A 14,895-nucleotide genomic window follows, 5' to 3' on the forward strand; every position below is an offset into this window, starting at 1 on the left:
CGGCATGTGCTCTGGCCGGAAACCTGAGTAGGCCCCTGCTCATGCGCGGTGCGGGCAGTAGGGCGATTGTCGAGCCATGGAGACATATCTGGCGAAAGCCGACGCAGCGCGAGCCAAGGAGCTCGCGGCGACAGACTCACCGTTCACCATCGAGATCCGCTTCCTGGGCGGGCTCACCGAGACCCAGCAGGCCGCGTTCGCCGGCGCCGCCGACCGCTGGGCACACGTCATCGTCGGCGACCTGCCGGACATCGAGATCGACGGCGACCTCATCGACGACGTACTGATCCTCGCCCAGGGCCAGGCGATCGACGGAGTCGGCCACGTCCTGGGACAGGCCGGTCCCACCCACGCCCGCAGGGCCCCGGACGGCACCTGGCAACAGCCGTGCAAGGGCCACATGGCCTTCGACACCGCAGACCTCGCCCAGATGGAGAGCGAGGGAACCCTGCTCGACGTCATCACCCACGAGATGGGTCACGTACTCGGAATCGGCAGTATGTGGGCCCTGCAGGGACTGGTCAGCCCACTGCCGGACGACCCGGCCGCGCTGACCAACCCGGTGTTCAACGGACCCGCCGCGATGACCCAGTACGGCCTGCTCCTCGGAACGGGCGGCCCCCAGCCCGTGCCGGTGGAGAACCAGGGCGGCGGAGGCACCGCCCGCGTTCACTGGCGAGAGAGCGTCTTCGGCACCGAGCTCATGACCGGCTTCGTGGGCGCGGCCGGCAATCCGCTGAGCGCACTGACCATCGCCGGCCTTCAGGACCTCGGCTACCAGGTGGACCTCGCCGCCGCCGACCCCTACACCTTGCCCGACCTGCTCTCGCTCGCACAGGCAGGCCTGCTGGTCACCCACGCCGCACCCGTCGACCGCGGCTTCGTCCTCCCCACCGTCCCCATACCGGTCCCCGCACAATGAGCGACTGACGGGCGCCGGGCCGGTGGCGGAGCGGCCGCGGTGCGGCCGCAACCCGGGTAAGCCGCCCGCCCGTCCCGCCGAATGGCCGTTCGGTGCTGTATCAAGGCCCGTGTCGGGCCTGGTCAGTTCACCGGATGATTATTCAGCACCGGCAGAGCCGGGTGTCGTATTGTCCCGCCATGCGCGTTGAGTCCAGACATGCACCGCACTTCTCGGTGGTCCGCTGCCATCTCCAGCCGGATGAGCAGGTCAAGGTGGGTGCCGGTGCCATGTACGCGACCAGCCATGGTGTGCGCATGGACTCCGGGGTGGACGGCGGCATCCTCAAGGGGGTCCGGCGCAAGCTCCTCGGTGGCCAGTCGTTCTTCATCACGACCTATACGGCGCCCGACGAGGGCGGGTGGATCGACGTGGCGGCCAAGCTGCCCGGTGACGTGGTGACCATCCGAGTGTCCCCGGAGAATCCCTTCTTCCTGACCGCGGGTTCGTGGATCGCGCACGAGGCCGGCGTCACGTTCGACACCTCCTGGGGCGGAGTGAAGAACTTCTCCGGCCCCGAGGGCTCCTTTGTGCTGCGCACCGAGGGCCAGGGTCGGGTCGTGCTCGGCGCGTACGGCGCCATCGACACCTATGAACTCGGCAGCGGCGAACGGATGACCGTGGACAGCGGGCACGTCGTCGCTTACGACGCCGAGGTCGGTTTCCGGCTACGGGAGGCGGTCGAGGGAAACATCGTCCAGTCGTACCTCTCCGGCGAGGGCATGGTCTTCGACTTCACCGGGCCGGGCCAGATACTTCTGCAGTCCCGCAACCCGCAGTCGCTGGTCGACTGGCTCAAGCGGAAACTGCCGTTCGCGAGCAGCAACCACTCGCACCAGGGCGGCGGCCGGCGTTCGTCGTCGGGTTTCACCTTCACCATCGGCGATCGCTGAGCCCTGAACCCATGTCGGCTGGAAGGTCCGGGACCTCCTGGGCGCGGAGGTACGGCCGATGTTCTACCTGGTCTTCGCGACGGTGATCGCCGCGCGCAGATTTGGATCGCCGCGGCGTACCAACATTACGACTTGGTGCGCGATGGTGGAGCGTACGCGTCCAGGGTGGCCCGTGCTGGCGTGGTCAGTTCGCTGGGTGTGGCTGTGAGGCAGGTCAGTGCCGCTGGGATGGTCGGTGTGCGGGCCAAGCGGCTAGGGCCAGCTCGGCGACCTGGATGAGTTCGGTCTTGTCGGCTCCGTCTCGGGCGCGTTGTGACATTCCTTGGATGATGGTGGCGAAGTATCCGGCCAGGGCGTGGGGGTCGGTGTCGCGGGGTAGTTCTCCTGCTTGTTGTGCGGCGGTAAGGCGGTCCTGCAAGACCTTGAGGTTGGTGTTGCGCAGGTCGCGTAGGAAGGTCTCGATGTCGGCGTCCTGGACGGCGACGTTGGTGGCGGCGGTGATGGTCAGGCACCCGGCTGGGTGGGAGGGGTCGGGGTAGATTTCCGCGGCCTCGCGCAGGATGCGGGCGAACGCGGCGTAGGCGGTGGGTTCCTCTCTCAGGGCTGCACCCACGAAGGCGCCGACGGGTGAGTGCCCGTAAGTGGCCACCACCTCCTTGAACAGCGACTGTTTGTCGCCGAAGGCGGCGTACAGACTGGCTGGCCTGATACCCATCGCCTCGGTGAGCTCACTGACCGAGGTGGCCTGGTAGCCGCGCTCCCAGAACAGTCGGGTGGCTGCGGCCAGCGCCGCGTCGCGGTCGAAGGTTCGGGGGCGTCCCCGTGTCGCACCTGCCGTACTCATGTCCCCATTGTAGAGCGATCGCTCAAAAAACATGTTAACTTATTTCTTGAGTCATCGATCAATAAATAGAGGGGAACCGACCATGAGCGCACACGCACTGGACGGCAAGGTCGCATTGGTCACCGGCGGCAGCAGGGGAATCGGCTCCGCCATCGCCCAGCGGCTGGGCAGTGACGGCGCCGTCGTCGCGGTCGCCTACGCCCGCGACCAGACAGCGGCCACCGAGGTCGTCGAGCGGATCGGCAAGAACGGCGGCCGGGCCTTTGCGATCCGGGCGGAACTGGGCAGCCACGGCGACGCGGCCGCTCTGTGGGCCGCCTTCGACGCCCAGGTCGGCGCCCACGCCCCCGGCGACGGCGTCGACATCATCGTCAACAACGCCGGGATCGGCCGTAGCGCCGACCTGGCCTCGCTCACCGAGGAGGGGTTCGATGAGGTCTTCGCCGTGAACGTCCGGGCACCGTTCTTCATCGTCAAGGAAGGGCTGAAGCGGCTGCGTGACGGCGGCCGGATCATCAACATCTCCAGCGGCGCGGCTCGCCTGGCCATGCCTGAGGCCATGGCCTACGGCTCCACCAAGGGTGCCCTGGACACCTTCACACTGAACCTGGCCAAGCAACTGGGCCCGTGTGGCATCACCGCTAACTCGGTGGCTCCCGGAATCGTCGACACCGACGTCAACGCCGGATGGCTGCGCGGAAACCCCGGCGCCCAGGCCCACGCCGCCTCCCTGGCCGCCCTCGGTCGCGTCGGACAACCCGCCGACATCGCCGACATCGTCGCCTTCCTCGCCTCCGACGACGCCCGCTGGGTCACCGGCAGAGTGATCGACGCAACCGGCGGCGCCGGACTGTAAGCCCTCAGATGGCCCGGCTTCCCACCCTGTCCTGACCGGGATCAGCAGGGAACACCTCGGGTCAAGAGCCACATCCGTAATTACCTGGACCCCGCAACTGCATGCCCCTAAACACATGCCGTCGGTGCAAGCCTGCTACAGGAGGAGCCCGCGCACCGGTTCGGCTTCCATGATCGGCTGGGAGACAGGGCGATACTCCGCCGCGATGCGGCATTCGAGGCGGCGCTCACGGTGGTCCGGAAGATCGGCGACCCTCTACCAGAGGGCGAAGGTCCACGACGGGATCGCGGGCGTGCTGCTGCACGTCAAGGGCCAGGAGTCGGCCCGGATACGCTGGCGCGAGGCGCTGGACCCGTTCCAGGCGTTGAAGGTCCCGGAGGCGCAGGCGGTGGAGATCCGCCTGAACTCCCTGGACGACCTGGCCTCCTGACGGCGATTACCCTCCCCCGCGACACTCCGGCCACTGACGAAGATCGGTTGCAAAGCTCACAAACATGCAGGTAGCGGAGTTGTGTCTTCTCGGTGTTTACTATGGCAATCCGATTGGCCAGTGACAGTAGACATTTTTGGATGGTGGTCGCCATGGTTCTGGACGAGGGAACGGCTCTGCCGAGCCGGCGTAGTGTCCTGCGGGCCGCCTTCGCTGGGGCGACGGTGCTGTCGGCATCGGCCTTCCTGGAGGCGTGCGGGGCTCGATCGTCGGCCACGCACCACTCCAGCGCGTCGGCCGGGGCGGGCACCGACACCGGCAAGACCATCGACCTGCTGCGGGTCGCCCTGCCCGGGTCCCTGTCGACCCTGTATCCCGGCCAGGAGTCGGGGATCCTCAACTACTTCGTCGCCAACATCTGCATGGAGGGGCTGACCGGCGTCGACTCCGCCGGCCGGATCGTGCCTGGCCTCGCGTCCGCTGTACAGCGCACGTCGGAGACGACGTACGTCTACACCCTCCGCCCGGACGCCCGTTTCCACGACGGCAGCCCGGTCACCGCCGAGGACATCCTGTACTCCATCGAGATGGCCCGCGACACCAAGATCTCCCCGAGCACCGCAAGCTACTGGGCGAACCTCGCCAAGGCCGTCAAGTCCGGCGACCACGAGATCACGCTGACCGCCAAGGCCCGCAACGAGGCCTTCCCTTGGGTGGCCACCAACGCCGACGCGCTCTGGGTGGCGCCGAAGGCCGCCTGGCAGAAGGCCAAGGGGCATATCGGCACGGCGTCCGCGCTGCTCGTCGGCTCCGGACCGTACAAGGTCACCGGCTTCGCCCCGGACTCGCACGTGGAGTTCGAGCGGGTGGAGACCTGGTGGGGCACCCGGCCGAAGGTCACCAAGATCCGTTTCGACTTCATCCCGGACGACAACACCCGGCTGCTGGCCTGGAAGGCCGGCAAGGCCGACCTGGCGCTCAACGTGCCGCCGGCCGCCGCAGGGCAGTGGGAGTCGGCGCCCAGGACCCGGGTGGTCTCCGCGCCGGACCGCTCGTACGTCGGTCTGACCTTCAACACCACCGCCAAGCCGTTCGACGACGTGCACGTGCGCAAGGCGATCGCGTACGCGGTCAACCGGGACGCGATCGTCAAGGACATCCTGCACGGCCGGGGCCGGGTCGCCACCGCCCTGTCCACACCGGAGCAGTTCGGCGGGCTGTGGACGGCCGAGCAGGCGGCCAGCCGGCTCGCCGCGGTCCCCCAGTACGGGTACGACCTGGACAAGGCCCGGCAGGAGCTGGCCCAGTCGTCGGCGCCGAAGGGCTTCACCGCCAAGATCTCGTACCCGAACACCGGCCCGCAGCTGGGCACCGCGGCGCTCGCCCTCGCGGCCGACCTGAAGAAGATCGGCATCACGCTCGAGGTGAAGGAACTCGCGATCGAGCAGTGGCTGGCCGAGCTGAACACCTCCCCGGCGCTGAGCTACATGTGGTATTTCAACACCACCGGCGACCCTGGCGAGCTCGCGAACTGGTTCTTGTCCGCCGGCAACCCGGCCAAGTACGCCAACAAGCAGGTCGCCGACGTCATCGCCAAGTCCGGGACCGAGTCCGACCCGGCCAAGCGAGCGGCGCTGCTCATCCAGGCCCAGGTGGCGCAGGCGGCCGACGTGGCCTACGCGCCGCTGTGGTGGGGGCAGGCCGCCACCGCCATGACCGACGCGATCGGCGTCAAGGACTACAGCTCGTACACCCTGCTGAACGCATGGCCGGGTCACGTGTACGCGGCACGATGAGCGCGGTGAGCCGGCCGATCGTCGTCTTCGCCGTCCAGCGGATCGGTGCGGCGATCGTGCTGCTCCTCGCGCTGTCGCTGCTGGTGTTCAGCCTGATGTTCCTGGCACCCGGTGACATCGCGCGCAACCTGCTCGGCACCCGCAGCGTCACTCCGGAGGCACTGGCCGGCATCCGGGCGCAGTACCACCTCGACGAGCCGTTCCTGCAGCAGTACTGGCGCTGGCTCACCCATGCGTTGACCGGGGATTTCGGCACCTCGATCCGCACCGGCGGCCCGGTGGGCCGGATGCTGGTGGACCGGCTGGGCGTGACCGCGGCCATCGCCGGGCTGGCCTTCGTGCTGTCCGTGCTGGTCGGCATACCGGCCGGGGTCATGGCGGCGCTGCGGCGCGGCCGGTGGGCGGACCGGCTCCTGGTCGGAGCGGCGGTCGTCGGGGTGAGCGCGCCCGGCTTCGCGGTCAGCCTGATCCTTCTGTACGTCTTCGCGGTGGGACTGGGCTGGTTCCCGATCTACGGGACCGGGTCCGGGTTCTTCGACGGGCTGTGGCATCTCGTGCTGCCGGCCGTCGCGCTGGCCCTCGGCCTCGGCGCGTTCGTGGTGAAGCTGACCCGGGCCGCGGTGATCCGCGAACTCGGCGAGGACTACGTGATGTTCGCCCGCAGCCGCGGGCTCTCGCATCGCCGGGTGCTGCGGATCGTGCTCCGCAACGCCGCGATCCCGATCGTGACCAGCCTCGGCTTGATGGTGGCCTACCTGTTCGGCGGCACGGTGCTGATCGAGGTCACGTTCGCGCTGCCCGGCCTGGGCGCGCTGATGGAGGAATCCGTGCTGTTCAAGGACTTTCCCGTGGTCCAGGCGCTGACCGTCATCGTGGCGTTGATCGTGTCGATGAGCGCGCTGGTGGTCGATCTCGCGTATCTGGCCATCGACCCGCGGGTACGGGCCCGGATGGTGCGGCGGTGAGCCGCCCGGCGGTGACGACCGTGCTGTCGGTGGCGATCCTCGCCGTCGTCGCGGTCTGCGCGCTGGCCGGCGGCCTGCTCGCCCCGCACGCGCTGGACCAGCACCTCTACACGGGCGTCGTCGGGGCCGGGGTGGACGGCCACCTGCTCGGCACCGACCAGCTCGGCCGCGACATCGCGGAGCTGTCGCTGGCCGGTGCCCGTTCGGCGCTGGCCGGTCCGCTGCTGGTCGCCTGCGGCTCGATGGTGATCGGGGTGCTGCTCGGCACCGTCGCCGGATACCACGGCGGCCTCGTCGACCTGCTCGCCGGCCGCTACGCGGACCTTCTGCTGGCGTTGCCCGCGGTGCTGCTCTCGATCGTCATCGCCGGGCTGCTCGGCGGCGGGTACTGGCTCACCGTCGGGGTGCTGATCGTGCTGTTCTCCCCCTCCGACGTCCGGCTGGTCCGGGCCTCGGTGATCGAGCAGGTCTCCCGGCCCTACATCGAGTCGGCCCGGGTGCTCGGCATCGGCCCCTGGCGGATCATGTTCCGGCACATCACGCCGAACATCGTCCCGATCGTGGCCGCGAACCTGCTGCTCAACGTCGCCTTCGCGCTGGTCGCCCTCTCGTCGCTGTCGTACCTGGGTCTCGGTGTCCCGCCGGGTGCCCCGGACTGGGGGCGGCAGCTCGCCGACGGCCGCCAGCTGCTCGGCGACAACCCGCTCGCGTCGATCGTCCCCGGACTCCTGATCATCTTCACCGCGACAGCGGTGAACCTGCTCGGCGACCGGATGTCCGAGCTGCTCGACCGCAGAGTGGCGGCCCGATGACGGCTCCGCTGCTCCGCGCCCGGGATCTGCGGGTCACCGGGCCGTCCGGCGTCATCGTGGCCGGTCTGGACCTGACGGTCCGGCACGGCGAGACCGTCGCCATCGTCGGCGAGTCCGGCTCCGGCAAGTCGATGACGGTCAAGGCGCTCAGCGGGCTGCTGCCCCCCGGCGTCCGGGCCGACGGCCTGATCGAGCTGGACGGCGACAGACTCGACCCCGACGGCGCCGCCTCCTCGTGGCGGCGGGTCCGCGGCTCGCGGATCGCGCTGCTGCTACAGGACCCGTTCACCTCGCTGTCGCCGGTGCACCGGTGCGGTGACCAGATCGGCTGGGCGGTGGCGGACCGGCGGCGGCGCGCCGAGCGGGTCGCCGGGCTGCTGGCCGAGGTGGGGTTGCCCGCCGAGGCCGCCCGCAAGTACCCGTCCGAGCTGTCGGGGGGCATGCGGCAGCGGGTGGCGATCGCCGCCGGGCTGGCCGCCGACCCCGACCTGCTGATCGCCGACGAGCCGACCACGGCGCTGGACGTCACCACCCAGCACGAGGTGCTCGAACTCATCGCCGATCTGCAGCTCAGGCGGCGGATGGGGCTCATCCTGATCACCCACGACCTGCGGCTGGTCCGCAGCCGGGCGGACCAGATCATGGTCATGTACGCGGGGCGTCTGGTCGAGGAGGGCCCGGCCGCCGACGTGCTCGGCGCTCCGGCGCATCCGTACACCGCGCGGCTGGCCGCCTGCGACCCGCCGCTGCTGCACCGGCTCGCGGTGCTGCCGACGATCCCCGGTTCGATGCCCCAGCCGAACGAGCTGGGCGCCGGGTGCGCGTTCGCCGCGCGCTGCGACCTCGCCGACGACGCGTGCCGCACGATCGAGCCGACGCTGACGGAGGTGGCGCCCGGGCATCGCGGGGCCTGCCTCCGTCCCGAACGGGCCGCCGTGCCGCCGCCCGCCGCTCCGGCCGACGAGAAGAGCGCTCCGGAGCCCGCCCAGGCGGCGCTCACGGTGCGGGGGCTCTCCAAGCGTTTCCGCGGCGCGTCGACGCCCGCCCTGGACGGGATCGACCTGCACGTCGGGCGGGGCGAGGCGGTGGCGGTGGTCGGGGAGTCAGGTTCGGGCAAGACCACGCTCGCCCGGTGCGTCGTCGGCCTGGAACGGGCCGACTCCGGCGTCATCGACTTCCCGGGCGCGGCGCCCGGTCCCCGGCGGATCCAGATCGTCTTCCAGGACCCGTACTCCGCGCTGAACCCGGGTCTGACCGTGGGCACGTCCCTGGCCGAGGCGCTCGCGGCGGCCGGGCGGCCCAAGTCGGAGGTCGGGGAGCTGCTCACGCTGGTGGGCCTGCCGGAGACCTACGCGCGCCGCAGGCCCCGGGCCCTGGCGGGCGGGGAACGCCAGCGCGTCGCGATCGCCCGCGCGCTGGCACCGCGCGCGGAGGTGCTGATCTGCGACGAGTCGGTGTCGGCGCTGGACGTCTCGGTGCAGGCGGGCGTGCTCAACCTGCTCTCCTCGCTGCGCCGGGAGCTCGGGCTGACCCTGCTGTTCATCACCCACGACCTGGCCATCGCCCGGCAGGTCGCGGACCGCGTCTATGTCATGCACAAGGGGAAGGTGGTCGAGACCGGCGCGGCGCGTTCGGTGCTCTCGGCCCCCGAGCACCCGTACACACAACGGCTGCTGGCCAGCGTGCCAACGGCGGAATAGGGGAATCGCGGATCATGCCGGAACTTCGGATCGACGTGCTGCCGGTGATCGGCGAGGCGACCGGGGTGGCCGAGGGCGTCGCCGGTCTGCCGGCCGGGCTGCTGCGACGCTGGAGCCTGCACGGCGGGATCCAGGTCGCGACGCTGGTGACCGCGCGTCATGGTGACAGGCTGGCTGCCGCCGCGTTCGAGGTGCACCGGCCCCTGACCGCCTACCGCAAGATCGTCGATGTGTGGGCGCCGGACCCGGCGGCCGGCGACCTGGTCATCGAGGCGATCGAGGAACGCGCCTGGCGGGAGGGGGCGGTCGCGGTGAAGCGGCAGTTCGGCGCCCGCGACCACGAGTGGTCCCGCTCGCTGGAACGGGGGTACACCGAGGTTCCCGTGCCGCGCTGGGCCGGTCCGGTGGTCGGCCCGCAGCAGGGCGATCCGGGGCTGGGGCAGGTGCGCTGGCGGGTCCGTCCGCCGCGCGGGCCGGTGCCGTACATGCGGCAGACGACCGACTTCACCTGCGGTCCGGCCGCGTTGCTGATGGGGCTGTCCGCGCTGGGCCTGCGTGCCGAGCCGACCCGCGAGGACGAGATGCGCCTGTGGCGTACGGCGACGACGGTGGGCGGCTGTGAGCCGTTCGGGCTCGCCCTCACCGCGGCGGACGAGGGCGCGAGGCCCGAGGTTCTGCTGTCCACCGAGCGCACGACGCTGCTGGAGCTGTGCCGCAACGACGAGGAACGCGACCTGCGCGAGTTCCTGCAACGGGGCTTCCGGACCGAGGCGGCCGCCCGTGGCCTCGGCGTGCGGATCGAGGCCTTCGAGCTCGGCACCCTGCGCGCGGTGCTCGCGGAGGGCGCGATCGCCCTGGTGCTCATCGAGCAACTCGGCATGCACGCGGAGAGCAGCCCGCACTGGATCACTGTGCACTCGGTGGACGGGGACGTCTTCTACGCCAACGACCCGTGGACCGACGCCGACCTGGGCGAGACGTTCCTCGACGCCGTGGACCTGCCGTTGCCCGCCGCCACTCTGGACCGGCTGGCCTGGTACGGGACGCCGAGTTACCGCGGCATGGTGGTGCTGCGCCGCCCGTGACGGTTCATCCCCGGCTGAAGAAGCCATTGTGACGGCCGCCGAACTCCAGTGGCTGCGCTCGGTGACCGACGACCTGCGGGCCGGGCGTCTCACTGGTCCACGGAGGAACTCGCCGCCATCGACGATTCCGCAGAGTCCGCGCCCGACGACTGAGCCGTTGGCGGAGACCGCCAACGGCAGGCTCAGTCGGACGGCATCGACAGAAGTGTCAGCAGCCGGGCCGGGCGGCCGCCCGCGTGGTAGCTGTGCTCGGTCTCCCCGGAGAAGCGCACCGCGTCACCTGCGCGCAACCGTACCGTCCACTGCGCGACCTCCAGGGTGACGATGCCGGAGATGACGTAGGCGAACTCCTCTGACCCCCGGCCGTGCGGGGCGCTGTCCCGGGCCTGTCCGGCTGGGAGAGCCGCCTCGTACACCTCGAAACGGCGCCGCTCCGGGCTGGAGAACAGCGTGCGGGCCTCTCCGTCCTCGGTGGTCAGGGCGCGCAGCACCTGCGGCTCGTACAACGGCGTACGGATCAGATCCGCGAGCTCCAGCGACAGCGCGGTCGCCACCCCGGACAGCACCTCGATGGTCGGATTCGCCACTCCCCGCTCCAGCTGCGAGAGCAGGGCCTTGCTCACCCCGGCCCGGTCGGCCAGATCGCGCATGCTCAGCCCCTCGGACTGCCGGGCATGGCGCAGGTTGCCGGCGATCGCCGCACGTATCTGACTCGCGGAAGCACTCATACGGACATGATGGCGTGCCCCCGGCCCCGGCCAGGACGATCCGCAGGCCAGGTCGGTGCGGTAAGCCGCGTTCCCCCTGATGCGCATCATCGCCCGTCGTTCTCCTGCGATAGTCGGGCCGCGCGTTCTCGTACGTCCCGCCGATGCAGGAGTCTCGCGGAGAACACCAGGCCGGCCAACTGGTATCGCGCGGGAATGAAGTCCAGGGCGGAGCCCGAGACCTCTGCCGCCACGGCGTAGGGACCCAGTGCCAACCGTGCGGCTGCGGGGTTGCTTCCGTGCGCATGCAGGAGCAGCCTGAGTGCCTCTACGTCGTCGTACTTCGCCAGGCCCGGGCCTGGCCGAAGACGGCGGACGTTAGCCGCAAAAAGGTCGCGTCCGCGGACCGCAGCGGTGACGTTTCCGGCTGGCCCGCTCCTGACCGACCGGCACCCAGTCGTCGACGAGGGCGGGATCCGCGCCGGCGGGGATCAGGATGTTCGTCATGATCTCGAACTGTGGGACACCTGGCAGGCGCGTTCGCGGTCAGGCGATCGACCATGACCGTGCCGCCGGGGCCGGCTCCCACCACGACGATGGTCAGGGGTTCGCTGCTCACAGCACTGAGGTTTGCACCGGTAGTCAATTTTTCATACCGGTAAGATAGGAAAATCGCGTCAGACTCCCTCCGTTCGCTGCAGGAGCCCCGCTCGCCGGGGGCTCCGGCATGGCGCGCATCCTGGGTTGACACCCACCTATCGAGGAGTGGAACCGATGACACAATCCACCGAGTCTCCCTACGCGGCTCCCGTGGACTACGACACCTACGGGGAGTACGGTCCCGGCAACGGATTCGAGCGCGGCAAGGGCTTCAATCGGCCTGTATACCCCTTCCAGGGCCGGATCACCGCAGACGGCTCCAGCGGTTTTCGGGCCGAGCGGGGCCGTTACCACCTGTACGTCGGCTGGTTCTGCCCGTGGGCGCAGCGCACGGCGATCGTCCGTTCCGTCAAGGGTCTGGACGACGTCGTCTCCCTGTCGTACGTCGACGACGTGCGCGACTCGCGCGGCTGGGCGTTCCGGGAGCGGCGTGGCGCCGACCCGGTCAACGGTTTTCGCTTCCTGCGGGAGGCGTACGAGGCGACCGAACCGGGTTACCGGGGACACATCTCGGTGCCGACGCTGTGGGACCGCACCACAGGGAAGATCGTCAGCAACAATTTCCCCGATATCACCATCGATCTGGGTGTGGCCTTCAACGCGTGGGGCAACGACCTGGACCTCTACCCGGAGGCACTGCGCCCGCAAATCGACGCGCTCAACGAGCAGGTGTACGAAACCGTCAACAACGGCACCTACCGGGTCGCCGGGGCCACCACGCAGGAGGAGTACGAGAGGTTGCGGTACCGGCTGCTCGCCACCTTCGAGCAGTTGGACGAGCGGCTGGCCGACCGCCGGTTCCTGTTCGGCGCCCAGATCACCGAGGCCGATGTGCGGCTGTGGGTAACACTGGCCCGCTTCGACCTCGGCTACAACCCGCTCGCCAAGGTCAGCGAGCGGCGGCTGGTGGATTTCCCTTATCTATGGGCCTACGCTCGCGACCTCTATCAGACGCCCGCGTTCCGGGACACCACAGACTTCGACTCCTTCGCCCACTTCATCGACGAGCCCAAGCCGAGCTTTCTCAACGACTCCCCGTGGCGGATCGCGGTCGAACCTCACCAGGCCGACTGGGACGCTCCGCACGGCCGCGAAAAACTCGGATGAGCGTTCGCCGGGTGTCACTTTCCTCGGCGCCGCCTATGCCCCATAACCATGCATCTCCGGAAACCGTCAAGGTTCTCTCCTGCGGGCGTGGGACCACCTGAAGCCGTGAGACCTAGAGCTGATCTCTCATGAGCGCGGTCAGGACGACTTGGACGAGTCGGTGAACTGCGGCTTGGGTCGGCAGGCTGCCGGCGGCAGTGAGGGCGTGCAGGCAGAAAGTGGCGAGTTCGTCAGCTGGCAGGTCCGCGCGCACGGCTCCGGCCGCCGCCGCGTCGGCCACCAGCTCCTGGACGAACATGTGCAGGCGCTGGTGGGCGTGGTTGACGTGCGCGCCGCGGTGGAGCACCGCCGCGAGGTCGGTGTCGTGCCGATGGTGGGAGATCGCTGCGAACGCCTCCAGGACCGCCTCCAGCCGTTGTGCGGCGTTCCGGCCCACCTCCAGACGATCGTCCTCGCGGTGGCTGTGCTTCTAGTCGTCGCCCTGCACCTGGGGCCGGCCGGCACCATCCTGGCGGACTCGCAGTGGAGCGGCTTGGCCACCAACGCCGTCCTGGCCATCGTCGTGCTAAAAGTCGCGCTCATCGTCCTGGTCCGCCTCGGCATCCGCCGCCGGAACATCAAGACCCCCGACGAAATGTGAATGGGAAGGACGTCCCATTCCATCTTTTCGCCGAAGTCCAGCTTGTCCGCCCGGCCCGGCCGATGTAACCCCCTGCTGATGCGCACACATTAGCCTGGTGGCTAGCGTAATGACCGTGCGCCTCGCCCCTCTCGTTCGTGCGATGGTGGTGTCTCAGATTGTCGGGTTGGTGGTGAGTGAGCGTTTCAGAGCGCTACCGGAGGCCCATTCTTTCCAAGAGAGTTGCCAGTAGCCCCAGCCGTTGTCCGGTTCGAGTTGGCGGTTGGTGCCGGTGACGATGACGACGTCGCCTGGCCGGCTCAGCTGGTAGAACCACTTGGCGTTCGCCGGGCCCACGTTGACGCAGCCATGGCTGACGTTACGCTTGCCTTGGTCGGGAACGGACCAGGGGGCGGAGTGGGCGTACTCGCCGCTGTCACTGATCCGAACCGCCCAGTACCCCTTGATTTTGTAGTACGCCGGATCGCCTTTAGGGATGCCTACCGTTGCGGAGTCGAAGACGACAGGCGAGACCTTCTCGCTCACAACGTGGATGCCATTGGTGGTGGTGAAGCGGCGTTCGGTGGCCTTGCCGGCGCTGATCGGCATCTTGCGGATCAATTTGCCGTTACGCCGCACGGTCATGGTGTAGTTCTTGGTGTTGACCGTGCTGATTAGGGCGTCACCGACTGTGAAACGCAGTCGAAGGTCCTTCGTCCCATACACGTTCTTTGCCGCCCGGGCGCCGTTCAGATGCGCGATCAGGGTCACCCGTTCGCCGGTGGGCCAGTACGTCCGTGGCCGGAAGATCACCTGCTGATCGCCCATCCACCGCCAGGCACCCTCGACGCGCGTAGATGCCTGGACCTCGAGTGCGCGCTCGATCTCGGCCCTGTTGTAGACCGGCTGGCTGAAGTTGAGGATGATCGGCATCCCCACGCCCACCCTGGCGCCGTCGGCGGGACCGGTGACTGAGGCGCTGATGGTCTGCTGCGCACGCGTGGTGGTGAATTGGCTGGTAAGGGTCGTCACCTTCCCGCCCTCGCCGGTTGCCGTGGCGGTTACCTGGTAGGTCTTGCCTGGGGCGAGCGGCCACCGCGACTGCCATCGCGTCCCATCCGCGGTGAGCTCTCCCTCGGCTCTGACCCCGTTGACTGTGACCTGGACTGTGCCGAGCGGTCCGGCTGCCGCCGTCACCGAAATCCCCTTATCCGGACGTGCTTGCCCGGTCCCGTCCGCGGGCGTGATCGAGACGTTCGCAGTGGGCGCCATAGGCGAGCTGATGCCGGCCCGCGGCTTACGGCCGGCGCCCTCGCTGCTCTGGCACGCCACCACGAGCAAGCCGACGGCGGCGAACACCCCGGCAGCCCTCCAGCCGCCACCAGTGCGTATCGATCCAGGCTCATGCGGCATATACGTTCTCCACCCTGCGACGGGAGACCAAACTCCTATGCATTGTA

15 protein-coding genes are annotated in these 14,895 nt (G+C 69.2%); 11 read left to right on the top strand and 4 right to left on the bottom strand.

All coding sequences use genetic code 11. The annotated features are described in order from the left end of the window. The first annotated feature begins 76 nt into the window (after positions 1-76). Both ACRYCC_RS28170 and ACRYCC_RS28175 read left to right on the top strand, forming a co-directional pair. Positions 77-922: a leishmanolysin-related zinc metalloendopeptidase gene (locus ACRYCC_RS28170; RefSeq protein WP_433816717.1), complete on the top strand. Its 846-nt coding sequence runs from the start codon at positions 77-79 to the stop codon at positions 920-922. A 179-nt stretch (positions 923-1,101) separates the two neighbouring features. Then, positions 1,102-1,854, top strand: coding sequence for a TIGR00266 family protein (locus tag ACRYCC_RS28175; RefSeq protein WP_433816718.1), 753 nt, complete (start codon positions 1,102-1,104; stop codon positions 1,852-1,854). 214 nt (positions 1,855-2,068) lie between these two features. Here ACRYCC_RS28175 and ACRYCC_RS28180 read toward each other — a convergent pair whose 3' ends face one another. After that, on the bottom strand, positions 2,069-2,698 hold the full coding sequence (locus ACRYCC_RS28180; protein ID WP_433816719.1) for a TetR/AcrR family transcriptional regulator: 630 nt from the start codon (positions 2,696-2,698) through the stop codon (positions 2,069-2,071). Between the two features lie 82 nt (positions 2,699-2,780). Here ACRYCC_RS28180 and ACRYCC_RS28185 point away from each other — a divergent pair, with 82 nt between their 5' ends. The 7 genes from ACRYCC_RS28185 to ACRYCC_RS28215 all read left to right on the top strand — a co-directional run bounded on the left by ACRYCC_RS28185 (position 2,781) and on the right by ACRYCC_RS28215 (position 10,342). Next, entirely contained in the window at positions 2,781-3,554 is a 774-nt protein-coding gene (locus ACRYCC_RS28185; protein WP_433816720.1) for an SDR family oxidoreductase, read from the top strand. A 205-nt stretch (positions 3,555-3,759) separates the two neighbouring features. Then, positions 3,760-3,984, top strand: coding sequence for a hypothetical protein (locus ACRYCC_RS28190; protein ID WP_433816721.1), 225 nt, complete (start codon positions 3,760-3,762; stop codon positions 3,982-3,984). A gap of 152 nt (positions 3,985-4,136) precedes the next feature. Further along, on the top strand, positions 4,137-5,780 hold the full coding sequence (locus ACRYCC_RS28195) for an ABC transporter substrate-binding protein (protein ID WP_433816722.1): 1,644 nt from the start codon (positions 4,137-4,139) through the stop codon (positions 5,778-5,780). Beyond that, entirely contained in the window at positions 5,750-6,745 is a 996-nt protein-coding gene (locus ACRYCC_RS28200; protein WP_433816723.1) for an ABC transporter permease, read from the top strand. The genes ACRYCC_RS28195 and ACRYCC_RS28200 overlap by 31 nt, the downstream gene beginning before the upstream one ends. Further along, positions 6,742-7,557, top strand: coding sequence for an ABC transporter permease (locus ACRYCC_RS28205; RefSeq protein WP_433816724.1), 816 nt, complete (start codon positions 6,742-6,744; stop codon positions 7,555-7,557). The genes ACRYCC_RS28200 and ACRYCC_RS28205 overlap by 4 nt, the downstream gene beginning before the upstream one ends. Beyond that, on the top strand, positions 7,554-9,257 hold the full coding sequence (locus ACRYCC_RS28210; protein WP_433816725.1) for a dipeptide ABC transporter ATP-binding protein: 1,704 nt from the start codon (positions 7,554-7,556) through the stop codon (positions 9,255-9,257). Before ACRYCC_RS28205 ends, ACRYCC_RS28210 begins: the two co-directional genes overlap by 4 nt. Before the next feature lie 14 nt (positions 9,258-9,271). After that, positions 9,272-10,342 carry a peptidase C39 family protein gene (locus ACRYCC_RS28215; RefSeq protein ID WP_433816726.1) on the top strand — a complete coding sequence of 357 codons (1,071 nt, stop codon included), beginning with the start codon at positions 9,272-9,274 and terminating at the stop codon, positions 10,340-10,342. Between the two features lie 182 nt (positions 10,343-10,524). Here ACRYCC_RS28215 and ACRYCC_RS28220 read toward each other — a convergent pair whose 3' ends face one another. Next, complete coding sequence (locus ACRYCC_RS28220) at positions 10,525-11,070, bottom strand: helix-turn-helix domain-containing protein (RefSeq protein ID WP_433816727.1); 546 nt, start codon at positions 11,068-11,070, stop codon at positions 10,525-10,527. 753 nt (positions 11,071-11,823) lie between these two features. On the opposite strand from ACRYCC_RS28220, the gene ACRYCC_RS28225 reads away from it, so the two are divergent. Continuing rightward, a complete protein-coding gene (locus ACRYCC_RS28225; protein WP_433816728.1) occupies positions 11,824-12,816 on the top strand; it encodes a glutathione S-transferase C-terminal domain-containing protein in 993 nt (330 codons plus the stop codon). Positions 12,817-12,928: 112 nt separating this feature from the next. Here the strand turns inward: ACRYCC_RS28225 and ACRYCC_RS28230 are convergent, their stop codons facing one another. After that, the gene (locus ACRYCC_RS28230) at positions 12,929-13,252 is read right to left on the bottom strand and encodes a hypothetical protein (protein ID WP_433816729.1); all 324 of its coding nucleotides are present in this window, start codon (positions 13,250-13,252) and stop codon (positions 12,929-12,931) included. 21 nt (positions 13,253-13,273) lie between these two features. On the opposite strand from ACRYCC_RS28230, the gene ACRYCC_RS28235 reads away from it, so the two are divergent. Next, the gene (locus tag ACRYCC_RS28235) at positions 13,274-13,456 is read left to right on the top strand and encodes a hypothetical protein (RefSeq protein WP_433816730.1); all 183 of its coding nucleotides are present in this window, start codon (positions 13,274-13,276) and stop codon (positions 13,454-13,456) included. Between the two features lie 153 nt (positions 13,457-13,609). On the opposite strand, the gene ACRYCC_RS28240 is transcribed toward ACRYCC_RS28235, so the two are convergent. Next, entirely contained in the window at positions 13,610-14,794 is a 1,185-nt protein-coding gene (locus tag ACRYCC_RS28240) for a L,D-transpeptidase (RefSeq protein ID WP_433816731.1), read from the bottom strand. Positions 14,795-14,895 lie beyond the last annotated feature (101 nt).

Source organism: Actinomadura scrupuli (assembly GCF_050971785.1).
Classification (GTDB): Bacteria; Actinomycetota; Actinomycetes; order Streptosporangiales; family Streptosporangiaceae; genus Actinomadura_E; species Actinomadura_E scrupuli.

Coding starts and splice junctions, on each gene's coding strand:
- ACRYCC_RS28170 (WP_433816717.1), top strand. CDS start 77: ATGGAGACATATCTGGCGAAAGCCGACGCAGCGCGAGCCAAGGAGCTC.
- ACRYCC_RS28210 (WP_433816725.1), top strand. CDS start 7,554: ATGACGGCTCCGCTGCTCCGCGCCCGGGATCTGCGGGTCACCGGGCCG.
- ACRYCC_RS28225 (WP_433816728.1), top strand. CDS start 11,824: ATGACACAATCCACCGAGTCTCCCTACGCGGCTCCCGTGGACTACGAC.
- ACRYCC_RS28215 (WP_433816726.1), top strand. CDS start 9,272: ATGCCGGAACTTCGGATCGACGTGCTGCCGGTGATCGGCGAGGCGACC.
- ACRYCC_RS28175 (WP_433816718.1), top strand. CDS start 1,102: ATGCGCGTTGAGTCCAGACATGCACCGCACTTCTCGGTGGTCCGCTGC.
- ACRYCC_RS28220 (WP_433816727.1), bottom strand. CDS start 11,070: ATGAGTGCTTCCGCGAGTCAGATACGTGCGGCGATCGCCGGCAACCTG.
- ACRYCC_RS28190 (WP_433816721.1), top strand. CDS start 3,760: ATGCGGCATTCGAGGCGGCGCTCACGGTGGTCCGGAAGATCGGCGACC.
- ACRYCC_RS28180 (WP_433816719.1), bottom strand. CDS start 2,698: ATGAGTACGGCAGGTGCGACACGGGGACGCCCCCGAACCTTCGACCGC.
- ACRYCC_RS28200 (WP_433816723.1), top strand. CDS start 5,750: ATGGCCGGGTCACGTGTACGCGGCACGATGAGCGCGGTGAGCCGGCCG.
- ACRYCC_RS28195 (WP_433816722.1), top strand. CDS start 4,137: ATGGTTCTGGACGAGGGAACGGCTCTGCCGAGCCGGCGTAGTGTCCTG.
- ACRYCC_RS28185 (WP_433816720.1), top strand. CDS start 2,781: ATGAGCGCACACGCACTGGACGGCAAGGTCGCATTGGTCACCGGCGGC.